Consider the following 14,810-nt stretch of genomic DNA (forward strand, 5'->3'; position numbering starts at 1 on the left):
GGATCGCATGGCGCGATCCGGCCGGGAATCATGGAAGAGACGGGCAGGGTAGCAAGGATGACGGTGGTGCCGCCAAACGGCTTAGAGCATTTCCAAAAAGAGTGGACGCCGGTTTTCCGTCTGGAAATGCGGCTTTCCCGCCTTGTTGGCCAGTTTTGCCGGGGGCAGGCATGAGCGCGTCGATTGCACGATTTCTCAAGGATTTCGGTGAGGCTCAACCGGCTTCACCGGCCTTCGGCGACGGGTTGGCGGATGCCGATACCGATTTCGCCTCTGGTTTTGCCGATATCACCTCCGGTTTCGACGATTTGACACCCGTTGATGCGGAAGGCGAAAAACAGGCGGCCTATGCCCGCGGTTACGAGGATGCGACCCGCGAGATCACCGAAAAGATGCAGGCCGAGCGGGAAGAGCTGCTCGCCGCCCACACCGCTGAGCTCGAAGAGCTTCGTTCCGTCTATCTTGAAGAAACGGCCGTTTTTCTGTCGCGTCGTCTGCGCGAAGGTATCGATGCAATCGCCGCTAATCTCAGCGAACAGACCGCCAATATTCTTGCGCCGGTTCTGACGGAAAAGCTTTCGCTCAAGGCGGTTTCGGCGCTGGCGGATGTCGTGCGCGCCTCCATGCCCGATGGCGAGGCGGTCACGCTTGTCGTGAAAGGCCCGAAAAACCTGTTCGAGCAGTTGAAGACCCAGCCGGGTTTTGAAGAAGAGACAATGAAATTTACCGAGACCACCGATATCGATCTTTCCATCGAGTTGGGTGAAAGCGTGTTCGTGACGCGCATGTCCGCCTGGGCATCCAGTCTTCGCAAGGTGATGAAATGAGTGAAGGCGAAAATCACCACCACGGCAAGAACGAGATCATCATCGTCAAGCGCCACAAGGGCGGGCACGATGGCGCCCATGGCGGCGCCTGGAAGATCGCCTATGCCGACTTCATGACGGCGATGATGGCGTTCTTCCTCGTCATGTGGCTGGTCAATGCCGCTAATGAAGAGACCAAGGCTTCGGTCGCCAGCTATTTCAACCCGATAAAACTGTCCGACGAGAAACCCTCGTCCAAAGGACTGGAAAAGCCTGCCGATAAGGAAGAGGGCGTCCAGAAAAAGGACCAGTCCAACATCCAGGCGGAGAAGGTGACCAAGGGCTCCGCCGCGGCGACGGGTGAGGATCTGACATCGCAGACCGGTGAACAGTCGAATTTCTCCGAGGCCGACTTTTTCGAAAACCCCTATTCCGTGTTGGCGGAAATCGCCCAACAGGTCGGGCAGCAGGCCAATGTCAGCGCCAAGGGCGAGGGCGGTGCGGCCGATTCCGGCCCGGCGACCGGTGCAAGTGGCGGCGAAGCCTATCGCGATCCCTTCGATCCGGATTTCTGGACGCAGCAGGTGAAAATCACCCGCGCCGACCAGAAGCAGGTTCCCGCGGAGGCCGCGCAGGCTGCCGATGGCAAACAGCAGGATGTGGCGGCCAAGGAGGCCGACAAAAGCGCCGAGGCAGTTACCCTCGTGCAGGCCGGTAAGCCCGCCGACATGGCGGAAGATGGCAAGCCGGTGGAAATTGCAGCGGTGGTGCCGCAGCAGCGCCCGGATGCCGCCGAGCAGGCCGCGCTTGCCAAGCCCAATCCGGACCAGGCAGGCAAAGCCAGCGATGCCGAATGGGAAAAGGCCGATACACTGCGCGAAGAAATCGAGAAGCAGATATCCGGCATTACCGGCAAGCTTTCCGAGGGACTGGTGGTGACGCCAGCCGAAGGCGGATTGCTGCTGACCATTTCCGACCAGGCGGAGACGCCGATGTTCAATATCGGATCGGCCGTTCCCCGGGGTGAGCTGGTTCTGGCTATGGAAAAGATCGGCAAGTTGCTGCAGGAGCGCGGCGGTAGCGTGGTGATCCGCGGCCATACCGACGGCCGGCAGTTCAAGGGTGAGGCCAATGACAACTGGCGTCTCTCCATGGATCGCGCCCATAGCGCCTATTACATGCTGGTGCGCGGCGGCCTCTCGGAAGAACGGGTGAAACAGGTTTCGGGTTTTGCGGACCGCAGATTGCAGGTGCCGTCGAACCCTCTCGCGGATGCCAACCGCCGTATCGAAATCCTGCTTGAGGCTGATCGGGGGTGAGTGTGACGAAAACCTCGAAACGCTGGCTTCTTCTTGCGGCGACGCTTTGCGGTCTCGGCTCCGAGCCGAGCAAGGCGTTTTCGCAGTCGCAAGACAATCTCATGCCCTATGCCATGCTGCGGTCGCTGCAATTCGTGCAGGATTCGGTCGCCATGGGAGATCATTCCGCCTCCGAAATGCAGCGCTTTCTGCTGCAGACAATCGATGAACGGCTGAAGAGCGCGCCTTCGGCCATCTTCAAGGATCCGCGCAACGTCGATGCGGCGCTGATCTATGCGATGAGCGGCGGTAACCCGGCCACGCTGGAACTGCTGGTGGCGCGTGATGTGGACGGCAATTTCGACAGCCGTGTCGCCGATATCCTGCGTAAATACCTGTCCGGCAAAGGGACGCTGGTGGCGCAGAGCATCGCTGCCATGGTGCCGGAATATCGTGGCACGCGGATAGGCGCCTATCTGGCGCTGATCGGCGGCAATGTGACGATCCCGCGCGATCCGCTGGCGGCACTCACCTTTTACGACATCGCCCGGCTTGAAGCGCCCGGTACCATCGTGGAGGAGGCGGCGCTGCGGCGCTCGCTCGCCATTGCGGTGGAAGACGGCGATGCGACGCGCGGTGTCGACTATGCGCAGCGTTATGCGCGGCGGTTCCTGCATTCGCCCTATGCCAGCCAGTTCGCGGATCTTCTGGTCTCGCTGGTGGTCAAGCGCGCCGATTCGATCGGCGAGGAGGCGATACAGGAAACCTTCGCCATGATGGATGCGGAGAGGCAGAAGGAAGCTTATCTGCGCCTTTCCCGCCTCGCGGCGATCAGCGGCAAGGATTCGCTGGCGCGCATGGCGGCGCTGAAGGCGAAAACGCTTTCTCCAGCTTTGCCGGGCACACCGGAAGTTCAGGCCAATCTCTATGAAAGTCTCTCCAACATCGGCACGCCCGATGTGGTGAGCGCGATAGAGGCGATCGGACAAATTCCCGAAGCGCAGCTGTCGGATCGCGACAGGGCCCTGCGCGATGCGGCAAGGGCGATTGCCGACCAGGTGGTGCGTCCTCCTTCCGCAGAGACCGGCGTCGAGGCCAAGGCTGCGGCAACGAACGAGCCCGGCGGCACAGCACCTGCAAAAGAGGCGGCGGTTGCTGCCGACACAAAAAGCATATGGCGGGTTGAAACCCAGAAGGCGGACGATGCGGGCGAAAATGTCCGGCAACTCGTGACGAGTGGCCGCAGCAAGCTCGATGAAATCGACAGCCTGTTGAAGAAAGGCGAGGGGGCACCATGATCGACGCAACCGTCAACGCGTTAGTGAACGCGCCACCACCCGATGCCCGCGCCGGCGGCGCAAATGCAAGGGACGACGCCAAGGGCGGCAGCTTCGGCGATGCACTTTCCACCGTCCGGGACGAACGCACGCCGCAATCGCGGCATCAGGATGCGGGTTCGGCCAAGGAGCAGCACGCAAAGCCCGATGACGAGCCTGAAAAGATGGATGCTCCGGTCAAACGCCCCCCCACTTTTCTGAATGCGATCGCTCGCGAGCATGCCGTCGAACCCCGTAACCACGAGACGGTGGCCGAGTTTCAGAACGCTCTGAAAACGGTGCGCACTTCAGCTGACAACGGCAAGACCGGCAAGAAGCTCAAGGACGAGACGGACAGGGATGCCGAGACGGCGGCGGACACGATTGATCCGAAGCTCGCGGAGCTCAAGACCGTCATGATCGGTGCCGGCGATATTGCGACAGCCAAGTCGCCGCTTGAGGAAATTGCGCAGGCGATTGCCGGCAAGGTGGATTCGGTGAAATCCGACAGAGCCGAACCCGTACGCGGCAAGGCGGAGCCTTCGCTGAAGGACATGCCCACGAAGATGGAACTCGCCAAAAACGAGACGGACACCGGCGCGGAAGGCGGCAACGATGCTTCGGCCTTCCGTTTCTCCTCCTCCCGCTCGAGCACGGCCCGCGCGCTTGATATGGGCACGGTTCAGCGTGAAGGCCGCGTCGAGTTTGAGGTCCGGGAAAGCAGCGGCAAGGTGGCCGATAACGTCACTGTTGTCGATTCGCGGCGGTTCATCGGCCTGGCGCCTTCGACCAATGCTTCGGCTCTGACCGGCCTCATCGTCAATGATCCGGAATGGGTCAGTGCCATGCAGCCCGGCTCGTCGCTGTCCAATGCGGCGGCCCAGAGCAGCACGGGCAAGGTCGTGCATACGCTGAAGCTGCACATGACGCCGATTGAGCTCGGATCGGTGACGATGTCGCTGCGCCTTGCGGGTGATGAGCTCGCCGTTCACATGACGGTGGAGAGCATGGCGGCCTATAAAAAGCTCCAGGACGACAGCAAGAGCATCCTTGAAGGTCTCAAGGCGCAGGGTCTGACGGTCGACAACATCACCATCAGCATCGCTTCTTCCGACAAGAGTGACCAAACGGGCACACAAGGCAACAATCAGCAAAATCAGCAGGCGCAGCAGCAGGGCCAGCAGGCCGCCGCCGGGCGCAACCGTGACGAGTCCGGCGCACGCGACGGCCGGCAGGGCAATGGCAATAATTTGGGGGTGCATAATGAAGGCATGGATGGCGCTCTCGGCTCTGGCCGCTCTTCTGCTGACAATGGCGTCTACCTCTGAAAACGCGTCGGCTTCGGCAACATCAGGTGTCTGTGAAAGAGAGATCCAGTCGGCCGCCCGCAAATATGGCGTGCCGGAAGGAATTCTCTATTCCGTCGGCCTGACCGAGACGGGCCGCAAGGGGCGGCTCGACCCCAATGCCATGAATATTGAAGGAAAACCGGTATTTGCGGCCTCTACGGAGGAGGCGATGGTGACTTTTGAGGCGGCGAAACGCAACGGCGCCAAGCTGATCGACCTCGGATGCATGCAGATAAACCATTATTTCCACGGCGAAAACTTCACCTCCGCGCGGGAAATGTTCGATCCGCGCCGCAATGTCGAATATGCCGCCATGTTCCTGCGCAATCTCCACAACAGGCATGAAACCTGGACGATGGCAGTCGCGCGCTATCACGCCGGCCCGAATAATGACCCCGCGCAGAAAAAATATGTCTGCCGCGTCATCGCCAATCTCGTGGCGACGGGTTACGGAAAATGGACGCCCAACGCGAAAAACTTCTGCGACGGATAGCAACCTGAAATTGTCTTTCAAGGTCGCAGGACTCGTAATTTGAAATGTGGCGATAGATTGATCGAAAAAAGGCGCTGCAAGCTGTTTTTTTGGGATTTTAAAATTTTTACACAAAAATTTTGTACCGAATATGGTTAACACCCACTATATGTAGATCAAATCGGCACAAAATAGTTAATCAATTATTAATAACTATCGATGATTTCCTACAGTTGTTCGTGAATCCCCCGATTCGTACCAATGCCTCATTGGAAAACACCACACTGATTCGGAGGCGGACGAATGATCGTAGTGGTTGATGAGCGCGAGCTCGTTAAAGACGGCTATACATCTCTATTTGGGCGTGAGGGCATCCCCTCGACCGGGTTCGATCCGGTTGAGTTCGGGGAATGGGTCTCGACGGCGGCAGACAGCGATCTGGCGGCCGTGGAGGCCTTCCTAATCGGCCAGGGCGACCGGAGCTTTTCGTTGCCGAAGGCGATCAGGGATCGCACGACGGCACCTGTCATCGCGGTCAGCGACCAGCCCTCGCTGGAAGCAACGCTCGCGCTGTTCGACAGCGGCGTCGACGATGTCGTGCGCAAGCCGGTTCACCCCCGTGAAATCCTTGCGCGTGCGGCGGCCATCCGCCGCCGGCTGCAGGTCATCTCGAACTTCACCGATGCAGGACCGATCCGGGTTTTCTCCGACGGTCGCGATCCTGAAGTGTGCGGCGAAGTATTTGCCTTGCCGCGCCGAGAGCGTCGCATCCTTGAATATCTGATTGCCAATCGCGGACGTCGCGTTTCCAAGTCGCAGATTTTCAATGCCATCTACGGCATCTTCGATGATGACGTCGAAGAAAACGTCGTTGAAAGCCACATCAGCAAGCTGCGCAAGAAGCTGCGCAAGAAGCTTGGCTACGATCCGGTCGATTCCAAGCGGTTCCTCGGCTACAGCATTGATTGGCAATGATTTTCATTGACCCGCGTGGTCTTTTTCAAACGCGGTATTTCAGACAGCTTCACGCAAGCCAAACGCTTTACCTTCTCCCTGAAAGATGACCACGAGGGTTTTTGAATGAGTATTTTCGGCACTATGCGAACCGGTGTGTCCGGCATGAATGCGCAGGCGAACAAGCTGGGCACCGTGGGCGACAACATCGCCAACGCAAGCACCACCGGCTACAAGCGCGCATCGACGTCGTTCTCTTCGCTCGTTCTGCCCTCCTCGTCGGGCAGCTATGCTTCCGGCGGCGTGCAGTCCAACGTTCGCTACAGCATTTCGGAGCAGGGCAACCTTTCCTACACCACCTCGAGCACGGACCTTGCCATTCAGGGCAACGGCTTCTTCGTGGTTCAGGATGGTGCAGGCACGCCTTATCTTACCCGCGCCGGCGCCTTCCAGAAAAACTCCGAGGGTTATCTGGAAAATGCCGCGGGCTTCAAGCTGATGGGATACCCTTACGGCGCCAACCCGCCGGCTGCGGTTGTCAACGGCTTTACCGGCCTCGAAGCTATCAACATCAATGATTTCGGTCTGACGGCATCGCCTTCGACCCAGGGTAGCTTCCCGGCCAACCTCAATCGCGATGACGCCATTGTTGCTGCCGGATCGCTTCCTGGCGATAACGTGGCTACGTCGAAAATTGGCGCCAAGACGTCGCTGACGGCTTTTGACAGCGGCGGCGCCAAAGTTCTTTACGATTTCTATTACACGAAGACTGCCGACAATACCTGGGAAGTTGCGGTTTACCGTCAGGATCAGTCCACAAATGGTGGTTTTCCCTATGCAGCTACAGCGCCTGCAACGCTCGTTCAGGAAAAAGTCGAGCTGACTTTCGATCCGGCGACGAACAAGCTCACGACGGCGTCGCCCAAATCCATCACCATCAATGACGCTAATAGCGGCGTTGCTCAGGCTATCGATATCGACCTGTCGCAGATGACGCAGTTCTCGTCGAAGTTCACGCCCGGCACCGCGGTGCTGAACGGTAACGGTCCGAGCCAGATCAAGGATGTCGAGATCGGCAAGGACGGTCTGGTAACGGCGGTCTATCAGGATGGCGGTCGCCGCAACATCTATCAGCTGGCGCTGGCCACGGTGCCGAGCGTCGACAATCTGAGCCCGCAGAACGGCAACGTCTATCTGCCGAGCAACGACTCGGGTGTCGTCACCATCGGCTTCCCGCAAGCGGGCAGCTTTGGTTACATCCAGAAGGGTGCGCTGGAAGGTTCGAACGTCGATATCGCCAGCGAACTCACCGATATGATTGAATCCCAGCGTATCTACACAGCGAATTCGAAAGTCTTCCAGACTGGATCGGATTTGATGGACGTCCTGATCAATCTGAAGAGATAATACTTCTCACGAGGACAGATGAATGTCGCTCACGTCAGCAATGAATACTGCGCAATCGATTTTCAATAACACAGGTAAGCAGACCGACGTTACTTCGAAAAACATTGCCAATGTCGGTAATGCGAACTACGTCAAGCGAACCGCCATTCTCGGCACGACCATGGCCGGAGCGAGTATCGTCTCCAATGGCCGTGCCCAGAATGATAGTCTTCTTCGACAGACTATTTCCAGCTCTTCTCTTGCTTCCGGCCAGAGCTCCGTTCTGAGCGGCCTCGAGGAAATAAAGAGCATTTTTGGCGGCAACAATTATGAGAGTTCGCCAGCCAACTATATGAAAGAACTGCTCAAGAGCCTTGACGGCTACGCGGCAAAGCCGAGCGATGCGGCGCTGGCAGCGACGGCCGTTACTTCGGCGTCGGATGTCGCCAGTTCGCTCAACAACGCTTCGTCCGAACTGCAGGGGATGCGCCTGCGCGCCGACAAGGAGATGTCCCTCCAGGTCGACAAGCTGAACGGACTGCTTGCCAAGTTCGAAGAAGCCAATAACGAGGTCAAGGCGCAGACAGCGATCGGCGGTGATGCGAGCGACGCGCTCGATCAGCGCGAGACGCTTCTGAAGGACATTTCCTCCATCGTCGGCATCAATGTCGTCAATCGCCCCAACAACGATGTCGCGCTTTACACGACTGACGGCGCGACGCTGTTCGAGATCGTGCCGCGCAGCGTGACCTTCAAGACCCAGCCGGGTTATGACGCAACGACCACGGGCAACGCCATTTACATCGATGGCGTGGCGCTGAAGGCCGGCACCGGCACCAATACGACGGCCGCGGGTTCGCTGCAGGGCCTGATGCAGGTCCGTGACGATCTGGCGCCGACGATGCAGAGCCAGCTTGACGAAATCGCGCGTGGTCTCATCACCATGTTTGCGGAAAAGCCGGCAGACCCGACCAGCGGCCTGCCGGACATGCCCGGCTTGTTCACCTACGGCTCGCCGGCCGCGACGACCATTCCGCCAGACGGAGTTGTCTCTCCCGGGCTCGCAGCCAGCATTACCGTCAACCCGGCGTTAATTATTTCCAAAGGTGGCAATCCGGAATTGTTGCGTGATGGCGGTATCAACGGTACCGATTACGTCATAAACACCGCAACTTCGGGGGGAACCGGTTTTTCCGCCCTGATCCGCAGCTATGTCACTGCTTTTGACGCGCCCATGAATTTTGCCGCGTCGACACGTATCGATACGAATACCAGCATCCTGAAATACGGCACCAACTCGATGGGGTGGCTTGAACAGGAACGTTCCGGTGCGACTTCGGCAAACGAAGCAAAAGGCGCGCTTTATGAGCGCTCCGCCAAGTCTTACTCGAATAATACGGCGGTCAGCCTGGATGAGGAGCTGTCGCTGCTCATGGATATCGAACAATCCTACAAGGCCGCCACGAAACTAGTGACCACCGTCGACGAGATGCTCAAGTCGCTGATGGACATGGTGAGGTAAACGATGAAAACGTCCTTCATTTCATCGCTGGCAATGCAGAACAGCATGCGCAGCACCATCCTGAAGGCTCAGCTTGAGATGACCAATCTCAATACCGAGCTGACGACGGGCAAGCATGCCGATCTCGGCCTGACGCTGGGCGCCAATACCGCCCGCAGCCTCGATCTCAATCGCGACATCGATCGCATCTCCTCGCTGGTCAGCGTCAATTCGATTGCGACGCAACGCCTCAAGTCCTCGCAGACGGCACTGGACGGCATGGCGAAAGCCGCGCAGGAAATCCAGAAGGTGCTGGTCCCCAACACCAGCAGTGAAGCGCCGACGCTGACGACGGTCTCCCAGACCATCTCGAATGCCTTCAACAACTTCACCAGCTTCGCCAATACGGCGGTTAATGGCGAGTTTCTGTTTTCCGGCATCAATACGGATGTGAAGCCTGTAGATGACTATTTCGCGGATGGTTCTCCGCTGAAAGCGGCTTATGAGACGGAACTGAACGCGTTCATGGCGGCGCAGACGCCGCCGGTCGGCGATTTCGCAAGCCTGTCGAAAACGCAGGTCGAAGGCTTCATGACGCATATCGAAGGCGTCTTTAAAGGCACGACCACCGTCACGAACCCGCCGCACACCAGCCTGACGGCCGGCCAGAACTACGATTTCTGGACGACCTTCGGTTCGAAAGCGAGCGACACCAACATGACGAGCCGCATCAGCCAGAACGAGATCGTGGAAACGTCCAGCAACAGCAACTCGCAGGGGATGCGCTATTTCGCACTGACCGCGATGACGTCGATGACGTTCCTTGATCCGAAGGTGGACAGCGGCATCCGCGAAATGGTCGCCATGAAGTCGGTGACGAATATCGGCACCGCCATCAATGGTCTGAACCAGCAGCAAAGCCAGCTCGGTCTTTCCGAAAGCCGTGTCTCAAAAGCCAATGATTCGCTGGAGGCCCAGAAGAAGATCATCGAAACACATCTGCTGGATATTGAGGGGATCGATACCTACGAGGCGAAAACCCGTCTCGACCTGCTGCAGCAGCAGATTGAGATCGCATACAGCCTGACGTCGCGTCTGCAAAAAATGAGTCTGGTAAACTACCTCTGATGAACAGGGGTGGCGGCAGATAAAGGATACATGAATGTACCAGTTTTCCTACGCCGAAATCATGGAGGATGGTGTCGCCAACGCGAAAGATCGCGAGCGGCAGGCGTTGACAAAATCGATCGACCTTCTGGTGGAGGCAAGGGACTCCTCTTCGCAGCGCCACTCGATCGAAGCACTTTTTTACACTCGACGGGTCTGGATCCGCTTCATTGAGGATCTCAAGCAACCCGACAACCAGCTGGCCATGGAACTGAGAGCGAATCTGATTTCCATCGCGATCTGGATTTTGAAAGAGTGCGAACTGATCCGGAAACGTCAGTCGACGAATTTCCAGGGCATAATTGACGTGACAACCATCATCAGGGATGGACTGAAATGAAAAGTACACTTCGAATCTCGCTGAAATCGGGCGAAAAGATTTTCATCAACGGCGCGGTTCTGCGTGTGGATCGCAAGGTAGCGCTGGAATTCCTGAACGATGTCACGTTCCTTCTTGAAAACCACGTTCTGCAGCCCGACCAGGCGACGACCCCGCTCCGGCAGCTTTATTTCATCGCGCAGATGATCCTCATCAACCCGGAAGGGCGCGAGCAATCCACCAACATGTTCCGCAAGTCCGTGAGCATGCTGCTCAATTGCTTCCAGCATGACGAGATTCTGGCGGAACTGAAGCGGATCGACGGGCTGGTTGCCTCCGGCAAGGCTTTTGAAGCGCTGAAGGCCATTCGCGGTCTCTACGCGATCGAGGAAAAAATCCTCAGCAATCAGGAAATGACCCCGGCAACGATCGAACAGATTCGCAAGGAGATCGCACCATGGCGGTAGATGCAGTCAACTCGGCAGCCGCTAACCCCTGGGCCAATGCCGGGGCGAGCAGCAGTGACAAGAATGCAGCCTCGCTGAACTACGACAGCTTCCTGAAGCTCCTCATCGCCCAGATGAAGAACCAGGACCCGACCAGCCCGATGGATGCGGGCCAGCAGATGTCGCAGCTGGCAAGCTTCTCGCAGGTCGAGCAGACGATCAAGACCAACACCCACCTGAAGAGCATGCTGCAGGCGGAAGCCCTGACGCGCGCTTCCGATCTTGTCGGCAAGACCGTCATGAGCGCCGATGACAAGGTCACCGGTGTGGTGAAGGAAGTGCAGGTCTTCTCCGACGGCATCGTCGCCGTGACGGAAGCCGGTGATAAAGTGCTGCTGCAGGCCGGCGTGGTCTTCTCCAACGGCCCAATCACGACTAAATCTGACGAAACGACGGCTGATTCGAGCAACTCGGCCGGTTCCTGATAGTGAGGCGGCATGATGCCGCCTCTATAAAACAAGGATGCGACGATGAACGAGGCCGATGCGCTTGATATCATGCAGGCGGCAGTCTGGACTGTTCTCGTCGCGGCCGGTCCCGCGGTTCTGGCCGCCATGATCGTCGGTGTCGCCATCGCCTTCATTCAGGCCCTGACCCAGGTTCAGGAAATGACGCTGACCTTCGTTCCGAAGATCGTGACGATCATGATCGTCCTCGGTGTCGCCGCCCCCTTCGTGGGCGCGCAGATCGTGCTTTTTTCCAACCTCGTCTTTTCCCGTATCCAGTCGGGCTTCTGACCCCCGTTTTCTTCGGATGCCATCCTCGCGCAAGCTTCAGCGGCTAGGGATAGGCTGAAAGCATCGGCCCGAATTGCGTTCGCTTTTCGAAAACCGATGCCCGGAACCGTGCGACGGCTTTTCCGTCGCCCTTCTCATGAAGAGACAGGACGAATTCATGGCGCAGCCACCAGTCATCTCCTTGCCCAAGGTCAGTCCGAGCATGCGGGATATCGGTTTCGCATTGGGCATCATTTCGATCCTTTGCGTTCTGTTCCTGCCTATTCCGGTCATGCTGGTGGACGTCGGTCTGGCGTTCTCGATTGCGCTTTCGGTCCTCATTCTCATGGTGGCGCTCTGGATCCAGCGCCCGCTGGACTTCTCGTCATTCCCGACAGTGCTGCTGATTGCCACAATGATCCGTCTGTCGCTGAACATTGCGACGACGCGTGTCATCCTTTCGCATGGTAATGAGGGGCCGACGGCGGCAGGTGGCGTGATCGCGGGTTTCTCCAGCCTCGTCATGTCCGGTGACTTCGTCATCGGTCTGATCGTCTTCCTGATCCTGATCACGGTCAACTTCATCGTCATCACCAAGGGTGCGACGCGTATCGCCGAAGTCGGCGCGCGCTTCACCCTCGACGCCATCCCCGGCAAGCAGATGTCGATCGATGCGGATCTGTCCGCGGGCATCATCGATGAAAAGGAAGCGCAGCGTCGCCGCCGGGAACTGGAAGAAGAAAGCTCCTTCTTCGGCTCGATGGACGGTGCCTCGAAATTCGTCCGCGGCGACGCGATCGCCGGCCTCATCATCACCGCGATCAACGTTTTCGGCGGCATCATCATCGGTTATTTCCGCCACGGCATGCCGATCGGCGAAGCGGCTGATGTTTTCGTCAAGCTTTCGGTCGGTGACGGCATCGTCTCGCAGATCCCGGCCCTGATCGTATCGCTGGCGGCCGGCCTTCTGGTGTCGCGCGGCGGCACGGCCGGATCGACGGATCAGGCCGTCATCAATCAGTTGAGCGGTTATCCCCGCGCTTTGATGGTCTCGGCCATGCTGATGGGTCTGCTCGCGGTCATTCCGGGCCTTCCCTTCGTGCCCTTCATCTTCCTCGGCGGCATCATGGCCTTCGGCAGCTGGTATATTCCGCGCCAGGCCGAAGCCGAAAGCGCGCTTCGCCGCCAGGAAGAGGAAAACAAAGTTCTCCAGACCACCGAGGCGGAAAAGGATTCCGTCAAGCAGGTGCTGAAGACCGCTGAGATCGAACTCGCGCTCGGCAAGCAGGTTTCCACCCGCCTTCTCGGCGCGCATCAGGAACTGGCCTTCCGCGTCGGTAAGATGCGCAAGAAATTTGCTACGCAATATGGCTTTGTGGTGCCGGAGATCAAAGTCTCCGACGACATCATGATCCCGGAAAAGGCCTATCAGATCCGCGTCCACGGCACGACCATCGCGTCCAGCAATCTGCGTGTCGGCGATGTGCTGGTCGTGACAGGGGCAGGGCGCAAGCCGAGCATCCCAGGTGATGAAATCCGCGAACCCGCTTTCGGCATGCCCGCCGTCTCGATCCTCGAAACCTTCACCGAGGATCTGAAGCGCGAAGGCTTCCACCCGATCGATAACGTCTCTGTCGTGCTGACGCATCTGAGCGAAGTTATCCGCAACAACCTGCCGCAGCTTCTCTCCTACAAGGACGTCAAGATCCTCATCGACAGGCTCGACCCCGAATACAAGAAGCTGGCTGACGAGATTTGTTCGTCGCACATGTCCTATTCCGGCCTGCAGGCGGTGCTGAAGCTGCTGCTGGCCGAGCGTGTATCGATCCGCAACCTGCATCTCATTCTCGAAGCGGTCGCCGAACTCGCCCCGCATGTGCGCAAGACCGAGCAGATCGTCGAACATGTCCGCGTTCGCATGTCGCAGCAGCTCTGCGGCGACCTTGCCGACAATGGCGTGCTGCGCGTCCTGCGACTCGGCAACAAGTGGGACATGGTCTTCCATCAGGCGCTGAAGCGCGACCAGAAGGGCGAAATCGTCGAATTCGATATCGATCCGCGCCATCTCGAGGAGTTTTCCGAGCAGGCATCGAAAGTTATCCGTGAATTCATGGATCGCGGCCTGCCCTTTGTCCTTGTAACCTCGCCGGAAACGCGGTCCTATGTGCGCATGATTATCGAGCGACTCTTTGCGACCCTGCCGGTTCTTTCACATGTGGAACTGGCCAAGGGTCTCGAGATCAAGATTCTGGGCGCCATTTCATGATAACCGACCCGCAGGGGACAATCATTGCATTGTTCCTTGCCATCTGCCGCATAGGCGCCTGCTTCATGACCATGCCGGGCTTTTCAAGCTCGCGCATCTCGCCGCAGATTCGCATGCTTCTCTGTGTCGCGGTATCCATGGCTCTTCTGCCGGTGCTTTGGGACACCATCTATCCGAAGGTTTCCGGCGCCAGCCAGGGCGCGGTCGTGGGCCTCATCTTCTCCGAGGTTCTCATCGGCGCCATGTATGGGCTGATCGCCCGTTTCTACACGCTCGGTTTCCAGTTCACCGGCGCGCTCATCGGCGCTTCCATCGGCCTCAGTGCGCCCGGCGGTGCCGATCCCATCGAAGACGTGCAGGAAAACCAGATTGCCAACTTCATCACCTTCGGTGGCCTGCTGGTGCTGTTCATGATGGATTTCCACCACATCGTCCTCAAGGCGCTGGTGGATTCCTATAGCGCCACACCGGTCGGCGCGCTCATCAGCGGGCAGAAGATGCTGATCACGTTGACGGATACGCTCAGGGCATCCTTTTCGATCATGCTGCGGCTGGCGAGCCCCTTTGTTATTTACGGCCTGATGTTCAACGTCGCGGTCGGTCTCATCAACAAGCTGGCGCCGCAAATTCCGGTCTTCTTCATATCGACGCCCTTCGTTCTGGCCGGTGGTCTTTTCATGCTTTATTTGTCGGTCGCGGCCCTCATCCGGCAATTCGTGGATGGGTTCGGTCCGGTCTTTATCGGCTTTTGATC

15 protein-coding genes are annotated in these 14,810 nt (G+C 58.3%); all 15 read left to right on the forward strand.

Features of this window, described 5'->3' with window-relative positions; genetic code table 11:
- Positions 1-170: 170 nt before the first annotated feature.
- The 15 genes from NYR50_RS01050 to fliR all read left to right on the forward strand — a co-directional run bounded on the left by NYR50_RS01050 (position 171) and on the right by fliR (position 14,808).
- A complete protein-coding gene (locus NYR50_RS01050; RefSeq protein WP_418136495.1) occupies positions 171-827 on the forward strand; it encodes a hypothetical protein in 657 nt (218 codons plus the stop codon).
- Positions 824-2,125 carry a MotB family protein gene (locus tag NYR50_RS01055; RefSeq protein ID WP_418136496.1) on the forward strand — a complete coding sequence of 434 codons (1,302 nt, stop codon included), beginning with the start codon at positions 824-826 and terminating at the stop codon, positions 2,123-2,125. The genes NYR50_RS01050 and NYR50_RS01055 overlap by 4 nt, the downstream gene beginning before the upstream one ends.
- Positions 2,122-3,402, forward strand: coding sequence for a chemotaxis protein MotC (motC, locus tag NYR50_RS01060; protein WP_418136497.1), 1,281 nt, complete (start codon positions 2,122-2,124; stop codon positions 3,400-3,402). Before NYR50_RS01055 ends, motC begins: the two co-directional genes overlap by 4 nt.
- On the forward strand, positions 3,399-4,748 hold the full coding sequence (locus tag NYR50_RS01065; protein WP_418136498.1) for a flagellar hook-length control protein FliK: 1,350 nt from the start codon (positions 3,399-3,401) through the stop codon (positions 4,746-4,748). The genes motC and NYR50_RS01065 overlap by 4 nt, the downstream gene beginning before the upstream one ends.
- Positions 4,696-5,262, forward strand: a complete 567-nt coding sequence (locus NYR50_RS01070) for a lytic transglycosylase domain-containing protein (protein ID WP_418137319.1) — start codon at positions 4,696-4,698, stop codon at positions 5,260-5,262. The genes NYR50_RS01065 and NYR50_RS01070 overlap by 53 nt, the downstream gene beginning before the upstream one ends.
- A 282-nt stretch (positions 5,263-5,544) precedes the next feature.
- Positions 5,545-6,216 (forward strand): transcriptional activator Rem, encoded by a 672-nt coding sequence (rem, locus tag NYR50_RS01075; RefSeq protein WP_006313038.1) that lies wholly within the window; start codon positions 5,545-5,547, stop codon positions 6,214-6,216.
- Between the two features lie 105 nt (positions 6,217-6,321).
- Positions 6,322-7,602 carry a flagellar hook protein FlgE gene (locus NYR50_RS01080; protein WP_080810574.1) on the forward strand — a complete coding sequence of 427 codons (1,281 nt, stop codon included), beginning with the start codon at positions 6,322-6,324 and terminating at the stop codon, positions 7,600-7,602.
- Positions 7,603-7,624: 22 nt separating this feature from the next.
- Positions 7,625-9,103 carry a flagellar hook-associated protein FlgK gene (flgK, locus tag NYR50_RS01085; RefSeq protein WP_418136499.1) on the forward strand — a complete coding sequence of 493 codons (1,479 nt, stop codon included), beginning with the start codon at positions 7,625-7,627 and terminating at the stop codon, positions 9,101-9,103.
- Between the two features lie 3 nt (positions 9,104-9,106).
- Positions 9,107-10,210: a flagellar hook-associated family protein gene (locus NYR50_RS01090; RefSeq protein ID WP_174007361.1), complete on the forward strand. Its 1,104-nt coding sequence runs from the start codon at positions 9,107-9,109 to the stop codon at positions 10,208-10,210.
- Between the two features lie 34 nt (positions 10,211-10,244).
- Positions 10,245-10,589: a flagellar biosynthesis regulator FlaF gene (flaF, locus tag NYR50_RS01095; protein WP_006313042.1), complete on the forward strand. Its 345-nt coding sequence runs from the start codon at positions 10,245-10,247 to the stop codon at positions 10,587-10,589.
- A complete protein-coding gene (gene flbT, locus NYR50_RS01100) occupies positions 10,586-11,035 on the forward strand; it encodes a flagellar biosynthesis repressor FlbT (protein ID WP_121689933.1) in 450 nt (149 codons plus the stop codon). The genes flaF and flbT overlap by 4 nt, the downstream gene beginning before the upstream one ends.
- Positions 11,026-11,499, forward strand: a complete 474-nt coding sequence (flgD, locus tag NYR50_RS01105) for a flagellar hook assembly protein FlgD (protein ID WP_080810568.1) — start codon at positions 11,026-11,028, stop codon at positions 11,497-11,499. The genes flbT and flgD overlap by 10 nt, the downstream gene beginning before the upstream one ends.
- Positions 11,500-11,544: 45 nt before the next feature.
- Positions 11,545-11,811, forward strand: coding sequence for a flagellar biosynthetic protein FliQ (locus tag NYR50_RS01110; protein ID WP_006313045.1), 267 nt, complete (start codon positions 11,545-11,547; stop codon positions 11,809-11,811).
- Between the two features lie 157 nt (positions 11,812-11,968).
- Positions 11,969-14,056, forward strand: a complete 2,088-nt coding sequence (flhA, locus tag NYR50_RS01115; RefSeq protein WP_080812160.1) for a flagellar biosynthesis protein FlhA — start codon at positions 11,969-11,971, stop codon at positions 14,054-14,056.
- Complete coding sequence (gene fliR / locus NYR50_RS01120) at positions 14,053-14,808, forward strand: flagellar biosynthetic protein FliR (protein ID WP_035256244.1); 756 nt, start codon at positions 14,053-14,055, stop codon at positions 14,806-14,808. The genes flhA and fliR overlap by 4 nt, the downstream gene beginning before the upstream one ends.
- Positions 14,809-14,810 lie beyond the last annotated feature (2 nt).

It is taken from the genome of Agrobacterium sp. El2ro-1b, from assembly GCF_048298475.1.
In the GTDB taxonomy this organism is placed as follows: Bacteria; Pseudomonadota; Alphaproteobacteria; order Rhizobiales; family Rhizobiaceae; genus Agrobacterium; species Agrobacterium fabrum.